This window comes from Bartonella tribocorum CIP 105476 (genome assembly GCF_000196435.1).
Lineage (GTDB): Bacteria > Pseudomonadota > Alphaproteobacteria > Rhizobiales > Rhizobiaceae > Bartonella > Bartonella tribocorum.
On record NC_010161.1, the window covers coordinates 1501317 to 1519897 of the forward strand.

The following is an 18581-nucleotide window of genomic DNA, read 5'->3' on the forward strand; positions in this document are numbered from 1 at the left end:
TTACCTTCCCATCAAACGCGGTTTAGCAGTAAAAAAAGCCCCATCACGCACGGGACCATCTTCGCTCATAATTTTAGGCTCATCGCCCCCCAAACCCGCCTTGCCTTCCGCAATGCGTTTCAGCAAATCAACCGCCTGTTTGTAACGATCTTCAATGGTGGTGGTCAGTGCCGTATGGCGTATGGCTAAATTATAAACAGCAATATTGACACAAATCATGCTGAGAGCCGCCGGCTGTCCAACAATGGGGACACAGTAGCGATGAGACAAATGCACATCAATCTCACCACTTGCTTGGTTTAGAGCAAGGGCAATAGCTTGATCTAAAAGCACTGGATCAGAATTCTCATCATCAAAAGCACATAAGTCTTTTAAGAAATCATCACCCCAGAGCTCTTCAATCAATGTTTTGCTTGCATACGCCATCTTTTAAAGATTCCCTTAAACAACATCTTGCAGCAACACACCGGCATCTTTTGCAGCGACCAATTCACACACCCGTTCACCCACACGCACCCGTTTACCACCCGATAAACCAATATCTGGATCAGAGATCACCCCAGAGATACGCTCACCCAATTGAGCACTAAAGCCCCAGCTAATCACCGAACCATCCGCCTGTTGCTTGGTAGGATCAATATAAAGCAGAGCAATCTTATTGCCCCAAACGCGCGCCAATTGCGCCGTACGCCCTTTGCGAGCTAAATTCACTTGCGATTCACCAATGAGTAAACGATCGGGGTGTATTTCCATCAGATCAGCAAATTGCGCTTTGGTGACAAAACCATCAGCAGTACCACCCCCTTTAACGGCTTTGATGATTTTAGGGTGGCGTTTGAGTTTTGACCAAACAACTTTGCCCATCACAAGGGTGTTGGGCGTATAGATGAGACTTTTATCCATGGCCTCATCTAAAACAGCATAAGGGTCTGATTTCTCATAATCACTAAACTTATCCTCGCCTTTAAGCGTCATCACCCGCTCTGGCGCATAATTTTTATTGTCTTGCACAAGCGCTGCCACCCGCACTTCACGCCCCAATTCCAGCAAATTGGCAAGTCCTTCCACAGCTGTCTTTTCGGGGTTATAACGAGAGCGCTTTTCTGCCCGTGCGCGAGCTGCTGCCTCAATATCGGAATTGGGAATGAGATCATCAAGCCCGTAATCTTTGACACTGGCTTCCCGTTCAAAGGCAGAAAATTCTACCACATTCGGGCGTCCTTTTCGCCCAACCTCAAGTTCAGGAACGGTAAAATTTTCCGCTAGAGGAAACTCACTATATTTAAACACCTCACTTAAAACAGAAACGCGGGGCAAAACTTTATCGCCAATAAGAGAACCTGCTGGATTGCGATACCCAATAGCAATGGCGGTAAGTGTTGGATCAATGGGAAAAGGTCTATTCATTTTTAGCCTCGATTAATTAATTTTAAAAGAAATAACATCACCAGCAGAGCCATCACTCATGGCAATACCAATGGTGCGGTCTGCTGCTTCTGCCTTTATGGCGTGCCCTTTGGGGTCAGAGGTCAAAAAATCACCAAAGGAAACATTGCCCCCACAGATCACTTCGCCCCAGCCACATTGACCAACATCAAGCATCTCACCAGCCTTTGCACTCAAAGAGCCGGCAGTGCCTAATAATTTATCACCCTTTCCAGAAGCCGTTGCCACCATTCCCTCAGTTCGTGCTGCAACAATGCAATAAGGTGAAATTTCCCCAGCAGCGCGAAAAGATTTAATCAAAATCATCGTACTCATAATGGGCGCTCCTTTTGTTCACAAATATGATCGACCGCTTGGCTAATAGTGATGTCGAAGCCTTTTTTCTTCTGCTCTTCCTGATAATGACGTGCCGCAACAGCAACCTCTTCTGGCGCAAGCTTTGGTTCTTGTGCTAAGGCACACACTTCTAGAGGGCTTGTTGAGGCAAGCGCCGGCAATTTTTCTATCAAACTTTTAAAATGCTCCATCCCCCCTTCAAGGCTACAGAGCGCACGATATTCTGCGCGGGCTGCCGGCAAAATCTTGCCCTCTTCAATGGTCTTGTCTAAAAGACTCTCAATGGCACTGTTTTTTTGCTCTTCTTGCAAAAGCGCTAAATCTTCTCGCGCTTTTTTTAATTGGGTGCAAAGTTCCACGCGTTCCTTTTCGCGCGCTTTAAGCGTTGCTAAAACCTCATCCGCTTTAGCATCTTCTGCCAACGATAGTGCACTGGCAATGGCTGTCAAATCCATCATTTTCTCCGTCAAAGTTATAGGGGGTATTTTGGGCTGTTCACGGCTTAAAGCCGTCATCACAAGGGCTGGACGATTGACCAGTCCAGCACCGGCTAAATTTAAAATTTCACCTTTCTTGGAATGGCGAAACTCAGGCGAAAGATAGCGATATTCTCGAGCAATAATTTTTTTGGTAGCCATATCTGTCCATTTAACCCGTCCCCAAATCGCACCATCCCGCTCTGCTAATTCTTCAATCCAGCCGCTTGCCGGCGCTTCCAAGCCATTTCTCGCACGGTGATGTTGTCCATGCTCATAATCAATCACAAGCGGTCCTTTATTGGCTGCAAAGGCTTTTAAAATAGTTTGCGGATTATAATGCCATTGTCGTCCATCACGTGCCTTCACATGGGGCGCTTTGGGCAACAACTCTACCCACTCAGGCGCTTGGCTAATGGTGGCGTCTTCAAATGAAATGTCTTGGCATAAAACGTCTGGACAGAGATCTATTAACGCAGCATGAAATGTCTCATCATAAAATGTCTGGGCATCCCCATCTTTTTGATCTTCGTGAAATTCCTGTTCCATACATTGCCTATTGCTTTACAATTGTCATTGGCAATACAATGCATGAAACCGCTTCACCTTATAAGTCTGACAGTGTCAGTCAAAAGAGCATTTCTCAAAAAAGCACTCTTTTCCCTATTATTCTCCTTGTGAGAGAAACCCCCGTGCTAAACCATCCCATAAAATCGTTTTCAAAGGCACTTCAAAGGCGATAGAGCGCCGTTGTGAAGTGAGAGGTACAAATTATCACTCCACACAACAAAGCCTCTCTCAAGCCGTTTTTTTTTAAAGATTGCTTTTGAACGTTGAAACTGTTAGATTACCCACGAGGCGTGAGCCAGTTTTGCCAGGACGGTTTTACCGGATCTGCGAGGAGTTGACCGCCCTCCACGCCTTCCCGTTTTCCCCATCTCGACCCTTCTCCGCAAAGCCAACATGGTTTTTCTCAAAGTGCGTTTTTTTAAAGATTGCTTTTAAACTTTTAAACTGTTAGATTACCCGCGAGGCGTGAGCCAGTTATACCAGGACGGCTTTGCCGGATCTGCGAGGAGTTGACCGCCCTCCACGCCTTCTCATTTTTCCTCACACACCAGTTCCTTCTTTGCAAAGCCAACAGAGCTTTACGGTGTTCTTTACAACAACCGTTCATCCTTCTTTTCAGCCGCATCCAATAAGCGTCCAATTTCTCTAGAGCTCTTTTTATGCATGGAGGTCAACCACCATTCTTGTTTGCTTGCTACCCATTTGACCACAAAGCGCCACCATGCCCCACCACTTTCACCAAAAAACATAACACCCTGCGTATCTTTGCGTCTGATAACGCCATGGGGGCGAATGAGTGTTTGAATGGCACCACGAAAATCCTCCAAGTGAAGAGCTCGTGCTTGATGCTCTAACAAAATATGTTTTACGCTGTCTGAAGATAAGCGAATAAGAGAGTCCTCCGCTGCAAAAACATCACGCACCTTTTGGATCATGGGGGCAATGGGAATAAATCCACGTGGCATATGTCCTTCAAACATGGCTTCCAAAAGGGGTGAGCCCACAATATCTTCAATGGCAATGCGTTTCTGATTGTCCCCCATGGCGTCAATTTTATCACTCAAAAAATTGCTTAAATTTTGCGCACGATGTTTTCCAGGATTCAAATGCCAACCAGGATCAATCCCCTTTGGTATCTTTTCAACGCGCCCCGTCCGCTTATTGCGCCAAACCCGCGTCTCCACATGGGGTGGCGCTGCCCCCTCTTCATAGCCTAAATTGTCTGCTTCATAACGGCTTACCTGTCGCACACTGCATTTACACCGCCAGCCATTGGGTGGATAAAGCCAATCCCAAATGGGATCATCAACAGGTGCCGTAAACCCCACCCAACTTTCATGTTCCAAACGCTTATGTTCTGAACTCGACAACGCATAGGTGAGATAAGGCAAAAATTCTTTATTATTTTGTGTGCGCTCCCACTCACCTGCCGCATGCGCACTCATGGTATTGGCCCAATAAACCGTTTCTAAGCGCCGCGGGCTGCCCAATTGCACCACACTCTTTTCACCCGTTTTCGGATCACGCGCTAATTTTTTCCCCCACCACCCTTTTTCCTGCAAAATCGGCATTAAATTTTTTTGAAACTCTTGAAAAGGAACTTGATGCTTTATCGCTTCTCCAACCGCTTGCTTAAAATCCTCTAAAATATCATAGCCTACCGATTTTGCCACCGTAAAGGAAAAGGCATGTTCTTCTGGTGCTATATCCCGCCAATCAAAACTTGGAACAAGCGCTTTGGCTTCAAAATAACGGGTCACCTCTTTAGGGGCCGTTTTAAAAAGTTCCTCATCCATGATACCCCAACCCACGTGCAATCATCTGCACCTTTGCCAAGCGTGCTGCCAAGGCATGATGATCCATCTCACCCAACAATTCATCTAAGCCTTTAAGGATATCCTCATAACTTTTAGCCTCTCTCACAAGCTTTTTAAAAGGTTCTAAAAGGGGTTCTAAATCCTCTTCCCAGTCGCTTAAAGCTTCTTCAGAAAGCCGATCCAATTCGTCGTGATGTTTCACGCCCTGCTCTCTTTCGCCCTGCTTTCTTGTCACAGAAATATCAACAACACCCCCACAATCAGCACAAACATCTGCCTTTTGTTGCCCGGCATCATCAGCTGTAAGGGAAGGAGCCTTTAAAACATCCTCTCCCTTTTTGGGTTGCGAAAAGCCAATCTTATTGCGCACTTCTTGCGCCCCCACACACAATCCTAAAGGAACAAGTTTTTCCAAAGCATCACTGATGGCTTTAATATCTTCATTTTCCGAAATCGGCCAATAGACAAGCGGAGTGCGCTCTTGGGGTCCAAAATTAATCTCAACAAAGGGAACGATTAAATCACGATTAGTGGTCAAGGCTAATTGGCGTGCATCAGCTCTAGCAATATCATGGCGTACATTTTCATGAATGCGGGCTTGCGAAAAAGACGAACCATCGTCTGTCGTCATGGTTTGCCCCAATACCCCTTTAGAAATCTGCCGATCTAAATATTCAGCCTTCGCGGCAAAAACCGCATTGCCACTGCCCCCTGCTGCTTCAATAAACTCAATCTCCATCTCTTTGGGAATAATCGCCGCCGCATCACTGGATAAATCACGTACCGCTTGAATCAGAACCCGCCGCTCCTCATGAGAAGAGCTTGCCCCATATTTACCAACACGCAAAGGCATGCCATAAACTTCTAAAAATGCCATCCAATCTTTCAGCGTATAAGACTTGAAGAGAAAAGCCCAAGCCGCAAGACGTGCAAGTCCAGAACGAATAGGCAAACCGCTTTTAAGCTTGGGTCTGTGAATAGAAAATTTATAAGCAGGCAATTCACTTCCATACAAAGACCCCTCTTCTTTTAAACGCAAATGAAAGCCATCCCGCCGATCCAATTGAAAAAACCGCTGGTCACGCCATTTCCAAGCAACCGGCCACCATTCCTTAGCACTCTTGTCCCACAAAGTTTCAACAACCGCATAGCCTTTTCCCAAAGCATCTAACAAATCCGCCACATAATCATCAACAAAAGTCGGTGCACTGATCACTTCCCGCACCGCATCCGCTATCTTTTTATCCAATGCACTGTTGCTTGCGGCAATCACCCCAGGCTCCACCCCTGTGAGAGCATTTTTACGCATGCCAAGCACAGCACGATAATGCAAATCGCGCTCTTCCATATCATCAGCAAGTTGAAAAAACTGTTCTGGAGCCCCCCTTGCTGCCTGCTGCAAAATATCAGCAAGTTGCGCAGGCGTCAAACCACTCACAACAGTTTGTGACCACACATCACGAACACCCCCAATGGTAGGGCTTGCAACTTCCCGTTCCAATCCCTTTATCTTAAGAGCCCTGCCCCATTGGTCTAAAAGTTGTACCATTTCATCATCCCATCAATAAATCTTTGATCGCATCGTTGAAACAAAAGCGGGTGAAAAGAGCGGACTTTCATCAAAACCATAAACCTCTCTCACAGGCGTATATTCGTAAATTTCCGGCGTCTGCCGGCTGGCAAAATAAGCCAAAGCGCAAGCAATCGCGCTATCACCATGACGCATAAAACCATCACTGCCTTTAAAACGATGATTGTCTGGAATTTTCACAATGCCATTGACATAAGCAAGCGCTTGATGATCCGCAACAATATCGCTATCGCGCGGCAAAACAATGGACCCATCCCCAAAAGCTTCCAAATAAGCCGGCATTTCCTTGCCATACCAACTTTGTGACAAGGACACTTCCTTGACAAGACCCCCATAACGCTGTGCCGCTTTTTCCGCTAAATAAGCCCCATTGCCCCGCGCATCTAACGCACCACCCAACAAACGTGGCAAACCACCCACAACATAAAATAAAATCTCTCTTTGTTGATCAAACGGCATATTGCGCAATTCCACCATAAACCGCACACGGCGCACCAAATCTTGTCCCACTTCCATCACCACAATGGAGGTGGCATCACCAGACCTAGCAAAATCAACACCAAAAACATGTTGACGCCGCCGATCAAGCCTAGAATGCAAAGGCTTGATATGCTTCTCACACCAAGAAAAAGCAACAATACTTCGTTGTTGTTCCGATTGATTTTTAAAATCATCCACACAAGCAAAACGCAACACCGCAATATCTTTCGCACAACAATTTTCAATCTGCAAACGCGTTAAAGCCGCCCCTTCTTGATCCGCCGGTATGGCATCTAACTCTTGGCGCATCGCACTCAAACGCACCCCATAAGAGGCACGAATTTGCTCTTCCCATTGTTGTTCTGCTCCCCTACTCCACACCGCCCCCTTCATGGCACAAACCCGTTTAAACAAACCATTTTTAACAGCCTCACCAAAAGGGTAACGATGCAGAGAAAAAGGAACCTTGCCTGCTTTTGCCTCACGGATCAGTTCATTGAAAGGATTAAGCACACCATTATGGGTGGAGATCACACGGATTTTACCCCCCCAAATAAGCAAAGCATTCACCGCATCTAAAACAGCGCGCACATCTTGATGAAACGCCGCCTCATCAATCACCACAATGCCCTGTAACCCCCGAATATTTTCAGGGCGGCTTGAGAGCGCTTCAATACGAAACCCAGAAGCAAAGCGCACCCGATAAGCAGAGATATATTTCGTGGAACCATCCGCCCTTTGATCTGGAAATAAAAATTCCTCTACATCACCACTGTGGCTTGTGATTGCCGAAGCAAAATTGCTCACATAGCCAATAAATTCACGCCCCTTATCTTTGGTGTCACCAATATAAAAAACATTATCGCCCCCAGCCTTAACGCTCGCTGCCGCAATCAGTGTATCATCCAAAGCTTCTGCAAAAGTAATGCCGGTCCGCCGCCCCTTTTCCACCAATTTTAACACAGACTTATCCTCAATCCATGCCCGTTGATGCGCCATCAAAACACCTTCCGCTAAGGGATCACTCTCTTTGGGAAAAGTGCTCCTCTGCCAAATGTCAAAGTGTGCCTGATCTTCAACAGCAGGGCTTCCACCCATCTGCCCTTCAGCCATGTTTTACCCCCAACACCTGCGCACGAATAGCCCGCGCACGCTCTTCTGAAAGCCCCGCCGCTGCCGCTGCAGCGTCAACCGCTTTGCTTGCTTTTTGGGTAAAATCCTTTTCTAATCTTTGCCGTCTGGTGGTCGACAAATGTTCAGCCGCCAAAACCCCTTTAAGCGCATTGGCCAATTCTTGGGCTGCCTTTGGTGAAAGGCTTTTTCCACTGCTCAACGTGGAAAAAATAAGCTCTTTAATCGCGGCGGCCGTCAACAGAGTAATATTATCAGAAGCCTTGGCATCAAAGCGTTGCGAAAGGCTTGCGGCAATTTCACGGGTTTGCTCCAAGCGCCTTGACATCACAGCCAAACGCAAAGAATAACGATTAAAACTGGAAAAGGAGGGAATAGAAAAATTGAGACCCGTTTCTTTTTTTAAAGCCTTCAAAGCCGCTTTAAATTCATCATAAATGGCTTTTTGCGTCTTTTCACGCCCATTTAAAGCCTCAGCCGCCTCTGCAATAATTTGATCACAAGCTTGCGGCAATAAATCAATCGCCGTTAAGCGTCCACGCCCGACCTTGCGCATCTTTCACCTCGTCTTTTATTGATGAACGTTTAGGCCGCTTAATCCCCTCAATCGAAAAGCTCCGGTCTAAATGACGTGCCCCCCGTTCCGTTAAAGCCGCAAGCAAAACAGAACCCACACATTTTAACGTAACAGCCCCTTGATCTTCCATAAAAGCCAATTCATTCCGGACAAAATCACCATCCCGCCGGATACCGTAACTATATAAAAGCCGCTCAATCATCGCACTCGATAAGGTTTCGCTCCGCTCACAAGCAAGCCCTTTTAAAATAATCAACCGCGCTTCTTCACGGATGATTTTATCCATATCTGCTTTCATTTCTTGGCATTCTCCAACAAAAATTCTTGTAAGCGCTCACCAATGGCTGCCACCGGTTGTAATTGGGCAGAAAGCGTATTGAGGCGACCATTCAATTTCTCCATATTCACTTCCAGCCTTTGCAGCGCATCACGATCAGGCAAAAAATCCATCTCTGTCTCTAACTTTTGCACACGCTCTTTAAGCACCGTGATGTCTTTCAACATTTCCCGCGCACCAGAAGAAAAATAAGCTTTTAAAACCCCACAAATGGCAACAATGGATAACAACAAAGACAACCAACCATTGGCCACACTAATATCTAAATTCACGCCCCCTCCTCATCTCATTAAAATCGCTTTAACCGCAGCTCTTCTGCGCTGTTCGCAGACTAATAAAGCAGCCCGATCACGCCCCCAATAATGCACCACTTCTTGTTCATTCAAAGCACGTTCCGGCAACAATGAAGGCTGGTGACACGCCATGCGAACAACAGGTGGCAATTCAGCCGATAAAAACGGATAAGAAAAGCTATCCCTTAGCTTGGGTGTTGAGCAAGCGCACACGCTCAAGCCCAAGACAACCGCTAGGAACAGTTGGCAAAACTGCATTGATCTCCTCCATTTTTGTAAGCTTTTGTTCCAAACTAGAAATCACCGCTTGTGCTTGAAGCCCTGCTTTTTGCGCAGCCTCTCTTTGCCTCTCTTGTTCAAGCCGTGCTTGTAAAGAAACCTTGGCAATCTCCAAGCGCCAATAGGCATCACGCGCCTTTTCCGCCTTTAAAACTTGCGCTTTCATAAAGCCAAAAGCCGCCAACATCACACCGCCCCAAAAAAGCAATCCCAAAGACAGTTTTGAAAGTGGGCTAAACATGGCGCTTATCACTCCACCCCGTTATCTCCACCTCATCATAGACGCTGCTATGCTGCTTATGAGAATGTTTCCTATTGGAAAAATCCACAGAACCAAAACCGCGATGCACCCCCAAATTCCCAACGATAATCGCCACCATGGAAGGAATAGAAATCGCTGCCATATCAACAATACGTGGTGCTCCCCACAAACCACCAGCAATCAGCAAAAAAATAACCCCCCAAGCAAACCAAAAGGACCACCATAAATAACGTTTCGAACCACGATAAGAGGGTTTCATGCTTCCACCTCGCCTCCAATCCCCAAAAGCTTTTTGGCGCGGTTCAAATAGGTCAAGCGGTGCACAAGTCCATTTCTTCCCCCATTAATTGCCTTGGTAATCCCCACGACATCATCTCGATCAGCAAGCTTATTTAAGCCTTTCATCTGCCAAAACCAAACAGCCGACCAAAGGGCTGCAGGAAACTTTTCCAGCACTTCTGGAAATGCTTCACAATCAACCGCTTGTTCATCGATTAAGCGCCAAAACTTCGTAAAACGACGGTAATTATTGCGCCCCGTCAACTGGATCAAACCACGCCCCTTAAAATGCACCCCATCACCAGGGTTGACATTACCTAAATCACGCCGCCCCTCATAAGCGCGCCCTGAGGCATATTCACGCAGGGTAAAAAAGCCATCACTCTCATGCGCACATTGGCTTAAAAAATGTGCAATACGCAAATGCGTCGTGAGTTCCCCATAAGATAAAGCTTTAGGCAACACGCGTGCCATTTCAACAATAATAAAATCTTGGCGCGCATGATGCGTCAGTTTAGGCGCAAGTTGATGAAGAAAAGAGGCATCTATTGAAATCATAACAAACCACTCAATGAATAAAATTCATTCGCAGTTTACGAAATCTCACGCCCCCCATATAAGCCTGACACTGTCAGTCAAAACTCTCAATACTCATAAAACTCTGGAAATAATAAACCTTGGGGCTCTTTTGAAGAAATTCTCTTCTTTAAGCGATAGGCTGTACGCACATGCATACCAGAAACTGCTGCTGCAGCATCTACCGACCAGCCTTTTTGCAGCGCTTGCATCATTTTTTGCCGCCGTTCAGCATCTCTACCAAGGGGGATAAGAAGGCGCACACCCGAACCATTAAAACAAAAATGGTTGATCAATTGCTCCGCCTCTTCAAACCCAACAATTTCAATCAACCAATCCGCATTCTCAAGACGCCCAGGGATATAAACTTCTCGTCCGCCAAAAGCACGCATCATATTCCATGCTGCTTCACTGCCCGCAACATCAGCTATTTCACGCAATAAGGCAGGAAAATCGCTATAGATTTCCTCTTGCATACATGCTTACCCCTCGCTTTTAACACCTTTACGGATTTTCCGCCCCCAAACATTCATCACTTCTCTAAAGTCGCCCCCACTCATCTCACCCAAAGCTTTACCACTTAACGCCATAACACTTTGATGAAAAGCCCCAAGCTCAAACATAGCATCGGGATTCAAACACTTCCATTGGGCACACAAAATGGAAATGCTTGGTTTCTTCCTCCATGAATCTTCGCGGTTTTTCCCTCTCCAGTCAACCCCACCCTCACGCTGCAACCAACCTTTCAACGCCTCAATGGCTCTGCATGCATCATCGCTATCGCGTAAAAAACGAATATGATCAATCCCTGTCTGTCTTTTCACAAAGGCAAGCAACGCCTTATCTGAACGATCACGAATAATGCCAAGATTCCACCCAGCAATCCAGAGCGCCTGGAGCTTCTTAGCATATTTCCCCTCTAAACGCTTCCCATTCGGCTTAAAACCAAACGCTTTCATTTCAGCGATAACCAAGTGCTTTTCTGAAAAATTCAAATCTTTCGCCGATTGCTTGCCTGTCAAGCGATAGAGCAGTGCGCGATAGGTCTCATCATCAAGACCTAACGCGCGTTTTCCCATATGAAGGACAGCTAAAGACATCTCTCCCCCCTCATGTCTTCGCCAGATCAATGGTCACAGCACGCCAAGCGCTTTCTAATGTATCGCGTTCATAAAAACGCACATATTCCTTAGATGTCGTCACACGGATCGCTTCACGAATGGCACGCATCGCCTCTTTCCAGCGTGGATCATCAATATCCAAACGCAACAGCATAAAGATCTCGCCCCGATTCACCTTGCCTTCTTTATCCGTATTAAAAGCACGCGTAATAATCGCACGGATTTCAGGGCGTGCATCCGCAGACCATTCATTCAAACACTCATCAAGAAGGCTTTTGGCAATTTGCAATTGCGGTCCAAAATCAACACTTTCCTGAACTTGCACCTTAATACGTTGCAAACCATCAAAGCTTGTGTAAGTACAATTGCCCTTTTTGCCACGCCGCTCCACACCATATTCTTGCGCAAGCAAGCTATCAAAATCACTCAAATCCGCAATCGTATGGTTGTTAAAACGTGCAATCCTTGCCGATAATTCTTTCGCAAAACCCATAATTTTGCGCACCGTTTCATCCTCTAACAAATCCGCAGGGCGGATCAGGTTTACCGGCACCAAAGCCCCTTTCGCATCCTTCATATAACGCGTACCTTCAAGTTCAATTTGTGGATTCATCACCAACTTCCTCCTTATGTTTCTTGAAACCGGCGAAACGGCACAACTTCACCTCGATGAGGCACACATCCCGCTTTCAATTGCCAACGACACCGCAAAAGCTCATGACCTAAAATGTGGTTATAGCCCGCAAGGCGACGCAAATACTCAGTCAATTCTCGAACATCTTGTGCATGCAAAAAAATACCATTCATCTCATACTTCAAAAAGCCAGAGCGCAAAGCAATCAAGCAATCTCTTACCATATAAGGGTTACGTTCCATCATTTGCTTCCTCCAAAATCCATATAAATCACACGATTGCTCTTATCTTCATCTCGATCAGAGCTGTCACACTCAGCCAAAACTTCTGCAACTTGGCCTTCCAAAACCGCATCCGCTTCCCCCAAACGGTGAACACTCAACTCCAATTCAAGCAATAACGCCAAATCAACACACAATTTAAGCTTTTCTCCAATATCAAAACCGCATTGATAATCGTCATAAAGACCAACAAGCGTATCGGATAATTCTTTGTCGCATAAAGAGATCATGCCAATTCCTCCACATCGCGGTTTTTCCATGCCGCTTTGACATGTTTCAAAGTCACCTCACACCCATCTCCAAGCGCTGCCATGCGTGCTAACATCATCGTCTTATCAATCTGCCGTAAAGCCCCAGCTTTCAAACCAATCCCTGTCAAAAACTTTATTGCACCAGCATCTTCAATTCCCCAATCGTGAATGCGCGCCGCAATATCTTCGCTATAAGGCTTGCGACGCTTTAGATGCATTGCCAAGCGGCTTTTAATTTGTGCATAAGAAGGACCATTTTGACGATGAACAAGGCGCCCTGAAATCTCATCATTCCCCACCAAAGCGAGCCCTGTGCCATTGATATCAACAAAATGACGCAACTGATTAATCGCCTCATCTGTTAAATTTTGCGCTTCATCCACAATCAGCAGTGTCCCCCCACCAACACGCTCTAATCTCTTGCCAATCGCACGCGTTAAGCGGGTGGGGTTATATTCCACCACTTCCAATTCCGCTGCCATATCATTCAAAATACCATGAACACTGCGCGTATGCGGGCTTGCTGTCACAAGGTAAACATGCGGGCGGGTTGCGCGGTAATGCCGGCAGGTTTCTGTCTTACCATTGCCCGCATCAAGCGTAATCATCACCATATCACCCGTACTTTGCGCCAGTGTTAGCGTGTCAATGATTTCACAAGCTATACGGTTCTTTTGAAACGCAGGCTTTTCGGGGATCTTCTCCAAAAATCCCGCTGTTTCTTTTAAAGCCTCAACCCATTGGTGAACCTTCGCATTCTGTTTACCCAATTGCCCCGCATAACTGCCCGCATACCACTGCGAAAACGTCCCATCCGGCATGCCGATGCGCCGCGCCACTTCTGCTTTCGTCCAATCATTCATTTGTGCCAGAGCTCTTACCGAATCCACAAGCGTGTTCCATAAAGCAATATCATCACTATTGCGGTTTTGCGCTGCCCCATCGGGCTGCTTTTTTGGGCGCGCCCAAGGATTTTTTTCAACCGTTGCATTTATCGCGTACTTCATGTATATTCCCCTTTCGTATTGATTTAGATATCGAATGGGTAGGGCTCCAACCTACCCATTCATTTTGCTCCTCAAGCCGTACGCGATACAAAATCGGCTTCCTTGAAAATCCCCCTCTCCTTTTGGGAAAGTTGAATCACTCCATGTTCCTCACCTGGTCAGGCAAAGGCATCTGAAGATTTGCCTAAAAATTTGATCGTATTGATTGAAAGATTGAAAGGATTAAGACTCCTCCCCCCTTTCTTTAATAAACGCTTCAAGCCGTACGCCATACAAAATCGGCTTCCTTGTCCCCCCTTTCCTTCCTTCTCCCCTTTTCTTGTGAGAATTCTTGGCAAATCCCCCCCCTTTCCTTTCCTATCGTTTAGGAAACTTTATCACTTCACGCCCCTCATCAGAGGCGGAAAACCGTCTTAAAGCTTTGTGCAAATGTTGACTAAATTCTTGGGGTTCCAAAGCCTCATCATCCTGCACTTTCACGGCTAAATTCCCCGCATGGTTTGGCATCAAGCGGCTAACCTTTGGCTTAACAACAAGCTTGGATTTTGAACCATCATCCTTTTTCTCAAGGCGCCCATAAACATCAGCCAAGTGATCAGGTGCAAGCTTTGCTGCCAATTGTTTTTCTGCTTTAACAGCTCTCACATATTCTTTACGCAAACGCCCATTCAAACGCGCTGCCTGCTGGTCATAAAAGCCCACATCTGCAAGACATTCTGCCATGCAAAGCAACCGATTGTTCAAATCATAAACCCGCAAATCTTGGTGCAAATAATCCGGATCAAAGCGTACAATAACCTTCTTCCCCGCATACTCATTCAATGCCCGCGCCCAATAACGATTGCCATAAAAATGAATCTCCCCCGTCCCCTTTTGTGTACGCAATGCCTCTGAGGTCAAAAGCCATAAAGCACGCTGTGCTGCCGTTGCCTGCCGAATAATCGTCCCCTCTGCTGTCAAACTTTCTGCAAAAGTCTCATCAAAACTGCGCCCCGCACATGTCAGCGCCTTGCGCCCTGCTTGTGCATTATGCGCCACAATCTGCGCACCAACATGGGCTTTAAACGCTTCAAATTCTATCGCACGTTTGCCATAATCTTCAGGCTTGGCATCCGGCTTATTGCCCGTATAAGCCCCCGCACAAAAAGGATGCTTCGAAATCGCCTCTGCCAAATCACGCCATGCCCGCTCAATCGGTTTCGACTGCCCGCTATAAGGAGTCGTCCATTGCAATTGAATGCCCAAACTGGTCAAAAGACCCTGCGGTTCATCCGCCTTAATCTTAAAACGAAAGCGGTTTTGCACACCCCCAGAAATCCACTTGCTGGTAAAAGCACGCCCATTATCTAAGGTCATACGCTCCGGTATCCCATAAGCCTCCACCATATCACCAATCACCAAACGCACGATTTCCCAAGTCTCCGCATCCGATAGGCGCCATGATAAAATCTTGCCTGAATAAAGATCTTGTATCGCTATCAGATAAAGCCGCACTGGCTTTAAGCTCCACGGAACACGCACAAAAACATCCAACTTATGCCCGTCCATATTCACCGCTTGCAAAGCATGCAAACTCGAGCGATCACGCCGTTGTGCCGGATAAAGCTTCTTGGCCTTCTCCTCACCCTCACGCGCCAACACCACAACCGCTTTGGAAACTTGCGCTTTAAAACGCCGCCGTAACGCCCGCTCTGAAGGAATAGGCTCCCACCCTTTCTCACGCGCCACCAAAACCATACGTCGATAACATGCCGAAAAAGCAGGGCGGGACGAACGCAAATAATCCGAACACAAAACCTCCCATGCCTCCTCATGACACTCAGCCCATTGCGAAAAACGCTCCTCACCATAACAAGGCGCCAGCGCCGCTAACCAATCAGTGCGCTCATACCCTTCCACCATCTGCCGCCAATTAAAAAGCGACATCCGGCTCACCCCAAACTGAACCGCGCACAAACTTGCCGCATCATGCACCCCCATACCGGCTTGAAGTAAATCCTCCATAGAACAAAGCGCCTTCAAACGCTCTTCACAGCGCCTTTTATGCACCTTTGAAAGCCCTTCATAACGCGCCCAAACACTTGTCTTTTGATCGCTTTCTTTTACACACCCCCCACCAGAGCGCACTAACAATGCCGCCCGCGCCACTTCCGGTAATAAGGAAATGTGAACCTCTACAACAGGACGAGAAACCCCTTTAACTTTACGTGTCAATTCACTTTGATGTCGCCATGTGGTTGCTAAAATCTTACGCAATCCGCCCTTACTCTTTGGCAATCCTGGCAAAGCCGCCTTGGCTAATTCGGCAATACTAAACCATTCCTTCATGGCTGCCCCCTTTTAATGCGCACTGGTGTTGCACGCATGGCTTTCAAGCGCGCTGCAATCTCACGCTGTTCCTGCTGCAATCTTGCAATCTCTGCCAAACGCGCTTCATCCCCTTGCAACAACAGCAAACCATCTTCACTCACCACCTCATCCCAAAGCCAAAAGGCGCCCGTCGCCCGCACAAAAGCTTTAAAGCGCGGCAAGGAAATATCCACCTGCTTACTTTCCGCTACATAAGCATCCAAGCTTGCCTTACTCAAACACCCAATGCCTAAATAATGCGCCATACGCTCTGCAACCTCACTGCGCTCATAGCGGCATTCTCTCAAAGCCCGCGCCATCGCCCGCTTAATGCGCGAGCGAAACCGCTCTAAATCAATTTGCGCCACCGGTTCACGACAAGGGAAAACCGGACGTTGAAAAAAATCAAGTTGATGAGAACCACGCGTCTTCATGCCTGCTCCTCCCCCGATTGCTTGTTCAAATAATCATAAAACCGCGCCCGTGTCTGCGCATCTGCTCTCTGCCACACCCCCAACAATTGAGCAAAAATCCGTTCTTGTTCATTGATTTGCGGCGGCGTATTAACCCCATTGACCAAATCAACAGCCCGCCGCAAATCCCCCTCAACCTGTTGCAAAGCAATCGCCACCCGCCGTTGCGAAACCGGCTCCATCTTGGCAAGCTTTAACAATTGCGCTTGATTATCTGCCAATGCAGTCCCACGCAAAACCGCCCGCAACTCCGGCTGTAGATGCTGAGCAATGCTGTTAAGACGTCTTACTGATTTTGAAGACAAACCAATACGGTCCGCCACATGTTCGGCAAAAGATAAAACTGTCCCTTTGCCATTTAAATCACCTTCATTTGGCAAAGGGTAAACTTTACCCTTTGCCACTTTGTCTCCTTCACATCCAGTTTCATGATGCTCTGAAAAGCCTTCTTTTGGCAAAGGGACAACTTGTCCCTTTGCCACTTTGTCTCCTTCACACCCAGTTTCATGATGCTCTGAAGAACCATCTTTTGGCAAAGGGTCAACTTGACCCTTTGCCACTTTGTCCTTTGTATATTGATTACCGTGGTCACCACCACGTTGAATCCCCCCGTACTTCTTTTCCCACAATTCGCGGTACGTCTGCACAAACAAAGCGCGGTCAATCACTGACAATTCATTGCGAAACAAGTTTTCTGCCACTTCTAAAAGCGCAGCATTGTTCTTATCCGCCTGCACCACAACCGCATCAATTTCGCTATAGCCTAAAAGCTCCGCAGCCCGTAACCGGTGCGCGCCAGCAATCAGCGTGTAATTGCCTTCCTTAGCATTGGGGGTATGGCGCACAGTAATCGGATTCATCAATCCCTCCCGCGCCATGGATTGTGCAAGCGCCTTGGCATGCTCATCATCCACAGGGCGTATACGTTCGGGAACAACAATCAAATCTAAAGCAATCTCTTGAAACTGTGCCATCACGCCGCCGCCTTTTCCATTTCTCGTAAGAACAAATCCATCGCACGCCCAGCCCATCTTCGATAGGCTTTCGCAAAAACTGGTTCTTCCAAACGCCGATTAATCACTTGAAGTGACAGAGAAATAGAAGTCCGTTGCCGTTCTTGTATAGCGACAATACGCCGCCGCGGTACCTCAAACTGATAATGCAAAATATGAATAGCAATCTGTCGTGCTAATGCCGCATCAAATAAGCCATGCGGGGGGGCAATAATATATCGGATTGGCAAATGCCGAAATCCACCACTTACTGCCTTAAAAGAACAGGAAAGCATAATTTGTAATCGTTCAACTTCCGAATAAGGATTAACGATATCGCGTCTGACATCTGGGGTCCATAAATTATAAGCAGCAACCATAACCACCCCCGATAAAGAAAACTTGACCAGCTAATCCTAAAAAACAACCCATCCAATCGGCTGCTCCATGATGCAACGCTATGCAATTTATCTTGCCTATTTCGTATTGATCTTTAGACATTGATAAACCTTTTCATCTTATGGTAATTAAATTCATGGCAAATGCGTATGACACACGCAAAGCCGTGTAACGAAGTTCAAGCAGCATTACCGCGCAATGCGGACTGTGTACGCGAATCCGTATTAGCGTGTTTTGCTGCTTTAAAAATACGACGGCGGCTTTTAGGGTAGCGGTCGCTAAAAACCTGCTCGACGGGCAAGCCAATAAAATCGGCAATAGCACGTTCTGCTTTCTCATTGGGCCGTGTCCAGATGTGTTGAACACTGGATGAGGAGAGTTGATACGCTTTCGCGAGCTCCGCCAAGGTCATATTCCGGCGGCGTAGCTCGGCTAAAATACTATGGCGATCCCATTTTTGTGTGGTTGTCATAACTTTCGCTCCTGCTTCAAACGGATGCTCAAACCATCCGTTTTTTGTGGGGTTAAATGTACAATAAACGCCCTCAGTATCGGGCTGTAATATGAGATATAAGCCAAATATTTGTCTTTGTAAACAGTTTTTTGGCATTTGGAGTAATTTTT

Annotated in this window: 26 protein-coding genes; all 26 read right to left on the minus strand. The window is 46.8% G+C overall.

Features of this window, described 5'->3' with window-relative positions:
• Positions 1-426, minus strand: a complete 426-nt coding sequence (locus tag BTR_RS06710; protein ID WP_012231808.1) for a gp436 family protein — start codon at positions 424-426, stop codon at positions 1-3.
• A 15-nt stretch (positions 427-441) separates the two neighbouring features.
• On the minus strand, positions 442-1407 hold the full coding sequence (locus BTR_RS06715; protein WP_012231809.1) for a major capsid protein: 966 nt from the start codon (positions 1405-1407) through the stop codon (positions 442-444).
• A gap of 12 nt (positions 1408-1419) precedes the next feature.
• Entirely contained in the window at positions 1420-1761 is a 342-nt protein-coding gene (locus tag BTR_RS06720) for a DUF2190 family protein (RefSeq protein WP_012231810.1), read from the minus strand.
• Complete coding sequence (locus BTR_RS06725; RefSeq protein ID WP_012231811.1) at positions 1758-2807, minus strand: phage protease; 1050 nt, start codon at positions 2805-2807, stop codon at positions 1758-1760. The genes BTR_RS06720 and BTR_RS06725 overlap by 4 nt, the downstream gene beginning before the upstream one ends.
• 611 nt (positions 2808-3418) lie before the next feature.
• On the minus strand, positions 3419-4624 hold the full coding sequence (locus tag BTR_RS06730) for a phage head morphogenesis protein (protein WP_012231812.1): 1206 nt from the start codon (positions 4622-4624) through the stop codon (positions 3419-3421).
• Positions 4617-6194 (minus strand): DUF935 domain-containing protein, encoded by a 1578-nt coding sequence (locus tag BTR_RS06735; RefSeq protein WP_012231813.1) that lies wholly within the window; start codon positions 6192-6194, stop codon positions 4617-4619. The genes BTR_RS06730 and BTR_RS06735 overlap by 8 nt, the downstream gene beginning before the upstream one ends.
• Positions 6195-6206: 12 nt before the next feature.
• Positions 6207-7829 (minus strand): hypothetical protein, encoded by a 1623-nt coding sequence (locus BTR_RS06740; RefSeq protein WP_012231814.1) that lies wholly within the window; start codon positions 7827-7829, stop codon positions 6207-6209.
• Entirely contained in the window at positions 7822-8403 is a 582-nt protein-coding gene (locus tag BTR_RS06745) for a phage protein Gp27 family protein (protein ID WP_012231815.1), read from the minus strand. The genes BTR_RS06740 and BTR_RS06745 overlap by 8 nt, the downstream gene beginning before the upstream one ends.
• Positions 8366-8722: a VpaChn25_0724 family phage protein gene (locus BTR_RS06750; protein ID WP_012231816.1), complete on the minus strand. Its 357-nt coding sequence runs from the start codon at positions 8720-8722 to the stop codon at positions 8366-8368. Before BTR_RS06750 ends, BTR_RS06745 begins: the two co-directional genes overlap by 38 nt.
• A complete protein-coding gene (locus BTR_RS06755) occupies positions 8719-9033 on the minus strand; it encodes a DUF2730 family protein (protein ID WP_012231817.1) in 315 nt (104 codons plus the stop codon). The genes BTR_RS06750 and BTR_RS06755 overlap by 4 nt, the downstream gene beginning before the upstream one ends.
• A 9-nt stretch (positions 9034-9042) precedes the next feature.
• The gene (locus BTR_RS12640) at positions 9043-9267 is read right to left on the minus strand and encodes a hypothetical protein (protein WP_038473613.1); all 225 of its coding nucleotides are present in this window, start codon (positions 9265-9267) and stop codon (positions 9043-9045) included.
• A complete protein-coding gene (locus tag BTR_RS06765; RefSeq protein WP_012231818.1) occupies positions 9233-9574 on the minus strand; it encodes a hypothetical protein in 342 nt (113 codons plus the stop codon). The genes BTR_RS12640 and BTR_RS06765 overlap by 35 nt, the downstream gene beginning before the upstream one ends.
• The gene (locus BTR_RS06770; protein ID WP_012231819.1) at positions 9567-9854 is read right to left on the minus strand and encodes a hypothetical protein; all 288 of its coding nucleotides are present in this window, start codon (positions 9852-9854) and stop codon (positions 9567-9569) included. The genes BTR_RS06765 and BTR_RS06770 overlap by 8 nt, the downstream gene beginning before the upstream one ends.
• Complete coding sequence (locus BTR_RS06775; protein ID WP_012231820.1) at positions 9851-10432, minus strand: glycoside hydrolase family 19 protein; 582 nt, start codon at positions 10430-10432, stop codon at positions 9851-9853. The genes BTR_RS06770 and BTR_RS06775 overlap by 4 nt, the downstream gene beginning before the upstream one ends.
• Before the next feature lie 86 nt (positions 10433-10518).
• On the minus strand, positions 10519-10926 hold the full coding sequence (locus BTR_RS06780) for a helix-turn-helix domain-containing protein (RefSeq protein ID WP_012231821.1): 408 nt from the start codon (positions 10924-10926) through the stop codon (positions 10519-10521).
• 6 nt (positions 10927-10932) lie between these two features.
• The gene (locus tag BTR_RS06785; protein ID WP_012231822.1) at positions 10933-11550 is read right to left on the minus strand and encodes a regulatory protein GemA; all 618 of its coding nucleotides are present in this window, start codon (positions 11548-11550) and stop codon (positions 10933-10935) included.
• Positions 11551-11560: 10 nt separating this feature from the next.
• Positions 11561-12184 carry a DUF3164 family protein gene (locus tag BTR_RS06790; protein WP_012231823.1) on the minus strand — a complete coding sequence of 208 codons (624 nt, stop codon included), beginning with the start codon at positions 12182-12184 and terminating at the stop codon, positions 11561-11563.
• Between the two features lie 14 nt (positions 12185-12198).
• Positions 12199-12450, minus strand: coding sequence for a hypothetical protein (locus BTR_RS06795; protein WP_012231824.1), 252 nt, complete (start codon positions 12448-12450; stop codon positions 12199-12201).
• The gene (locus BTR_RS06800) at positions 12447-12716 is read right to left on the minus strand and encodes a hypothetical protein (protein ID WP_012231825.1); all 270 of its coding nucleotides are present in this window, start codon (positions 12714-12716) and stop codon (positions 12447-12449) included. Before BTR_RS06800 ends, BTR_RS06795 begins: the two co-directional genes overlap by 4 nt.
• Complete coding sequence (locus tag BTR_RS06805; RefSeq protein WP_012231826.1) at positions 12713-13744, minus strand: AAA family ATPase; 1032 nt, start codon at positions 13742-13744, stop codon at positions 12713-12715. Before BTR_RS06805 ends, BTR_RS06800 begins: the two co-directional genes overlap by 4 nt.
• A 357-nt stretch (positions 13745-14101) precedes the next feature.
• Positions 14102-16072, minus strand: coding sequence for a transposase domain-containing protein (locus BTR_RS06815; protein ID WP_012231827.1), 1971 nt, complete (start codon positions 16070-16072; stop codon positions 14102-14104).
• Complete coding sequence (locus BTR_RS06820) at positions 16069-16527, minus strand: hypothetical protein (RefSeq protein ID WP_012231828.1); 459 nt, start codon at positions 16525-16527, stop codon at positions 16069-16071. Before BTR_RS06820 ends, BTR_RS06815 begins: the two co-directional genes overlap by 4 nt.
• Positions 16524-17540 (minus strand): ParB/RepB/Spo0J family partition protein, encoded by a 1017-nt coding sequence (locus BTR_RS06825; protein ID WP_012231829.1) that lies wholly within the window; start codon positions 17538-17540, stop codon positions 16524-16526. The genes BTR_RS06820 and BTR_RS06825 overlap by 4 nt, the downstream gene beginning before the upstream one ends.
• On the minus strand, positions 17540-17938 hold the full coding sequence (locus BTR_RS06830; protein WP_012231830.1) for a hypothetical protein: 399 nt from the start codon (positions 17936-17938) through the stop codon (positions 17540-17542). Before BTR_RS06830 ends, BTR_RS06825 begins: the two co-directional genes overlap by 1 nt.
• Positions 17922-18059, minus strand: a complete 138-nt coding sequence (locus BTR_RS13140; protein ID WP_169309789.1) for a hypothetical protein — start codon at positions 18057-18059, stop codon at positions 17922-17924. The genes BTR_RS06830 and BTR_RS13140 overlap by 17 nt, the downstream gene beginning before the upstream one ends.
• Before the next feature lie 76 nt (positions 18060-18135).
• Positions 18136-18429 (minus strand): helix-turn-helix domain-containing protein, encoded by a 294-nt coding sequence (locus BTR_RS06835; RefSeq protein WP_038473706.1) that lies wholly within the window; start codon positions 18427-18429, stop codon positions 18136-18138.
• Positions 18430-18581: the final 152 nt, after the last annotated feature.

Bases quoted from the DNA above. Each gene is read 5' to 3' on its own strand.
- BTR_RS06710 (WP_012231808.1), bottom strand. From the start codon at position 426: ATGGCGTATGCAAGCAAAACATTGATTGAAGAGCTCTGGGGTGATGAT.
- BTR_RS06715 (WP_012231809.1), bottom strand. From the start codon at position 1,407: ATGAATAGACCTTTTCCCATTGATCCAACACTTACCGCCATTGCTATT.
- BTR_RS06720 (WP_012231810.1), bottom strand. From the start codon at position 1,761: ATGAGTACGATGATTTTGATTAAATCTTTTCGCGCTGCTGGGGAAATT.
- BTR_RS06725 (WP_012231811.1), bottom strand. From the start codon at position 2,807: ATGGAACAGGAATTTCACGAAGATCAAAAAGATGGGGATGCCCAGACA.
- BTR_RS06730 (WP_012231812.1), bottom strand. From the start codon at position 4,624: ATGGATGAGGAACTTTTTAAAACGGCCCCTAAAGAGGTGACCCGTTAT.
- BTR_RS06735 (WP_012231813.1), bottom strand. From the start codon at position 6,194: ATGGTACAACTTTTAGACCAATGGGGCAGGGCTCTTAAGATAAAGGGA.
- BTR_RS06740 (WP_012231814.1), bottom strand. From the start codon at position 7,829: ATGGCTGAAGGGCAGATGGGTGGAAGCCCTGCTGTTGAAGATCAGGCA.
- BTR_RS06745 (WP_012231815.1), bottom strand. From the start codon at position 8,403: ATGCGCAAGGTCGGGCGTGGACGCTTAACGGCGATTGATTTATTGCCG.
- BTR_RS06750 (WP_012231816.1), bottom strand. From the start codon at position 8,722: ATGAAAGCAGATATGGATAAAATCATCCGTGAAGAAGCGCGGTTGATT.
- BTR_RS06765 (WP_012231818.1), bottom strand. From the start codon at position 9,574: ATGTTTAGCCCACTTTCAAAACTGTCTTTGGGATTGCTTTTTTGGGGC.
- BTR_RS06770 (WP_012231819.1), bottom strand. From the start codon at position 9,854: ATGAAACCCTCTTATCGTGGTTCGAAACGTTATTTATGGTGGTCCTTT.
- BTR_RS06775 (WP_012231820.1), bottom strand. From the start codon at position 10,432: ATGATTTCAATAGATGCCTCTTTTCTTCATCAACTTGCGCCTAAACTG.
- BTR_RS06780 (WP_012231821.1), bottom strand. From the start codon at position 10,926: ATGCAAGAGGAAATCTATAGCGATTTTCCTGCCTTATTGCGTGAAATA.
- BTR_RS06785 (WP_012231822.1), bottom strand. From the start codon at position 11,550: ATGTCTTTAGCTGTCCTTCATATGGGAAAACGCGCGTTAGGTCTTGAT.
- BTR_RS06790 (WP_012231823.1), bottom strand. From the start codon at position 12,184: ATGAATCCACAAATTGAACTTGAAGGTACGCGTTATATGAAGGATGCG.
- BTR_RS06795 (WP_012231824.1), bottom strand. From the start codon at position 12,450: ATGATGGAACGTAACCCTTATATGGTAAGAGATTGCTTGATTGCTTTG.
- BTR_RS06800 (WP_012231825.1), bottom strand. From the start codon at position 12,716: ATGATCTCTTTATGCGACAAAGAATTATCCGATACGCTTGTTGGTCTT.
- BTR_RS06805 (WP_012231826.1), bottom strand. From the start codon at position 13,744: ATGAAGTACGCGATAAATGCAACGGTTGAAAAAAATCCTTGGGCGCGC.
- BTR_RS06815 (WP_012231827.1), bottom strand. From the start codon at position 16,072: ATGAAGGAATGGTTTAGTATTGCCGAATTAGCCAAGGCGGCTTTGCCA.
- BTR_RS06820 (WP_012231828.1), bottom strand. From the start codon at position 16,527: ATGAAGACGCGTGGTTCTCATCAACTTGATTTTTTTCAACGTCCGGTT.
- BTR_RS06825 (WP_012231829.1), bottom strand. From the start codon at position 17,540: ATGGCACAGTTTCAAGAGATTGCTTTAGATTTGATTGTTGTTCCCGAA.
- BTR_RS06830 (WP_012231830.1), bottom strand. From the start codon at position 17,938: ATGGTTGCTGCTTATAATTTATGGACCCCAGATGTCAGACGCGATATC.
- BTR_RS13140 (WP_169309789.1), bottom strand. From the start codon at position 18,059: ATGTCTAAAGATCAATACGAAATAGGCAAGATAAATTGCATAGCGTTG.
- BTR_RS06835 (WP_038473706.1), bottom strand. From the start codon at position 18,429: ATGACAACCACACAAAAATGGGATCGCCATAGTATTTTAGCCGAGCTA.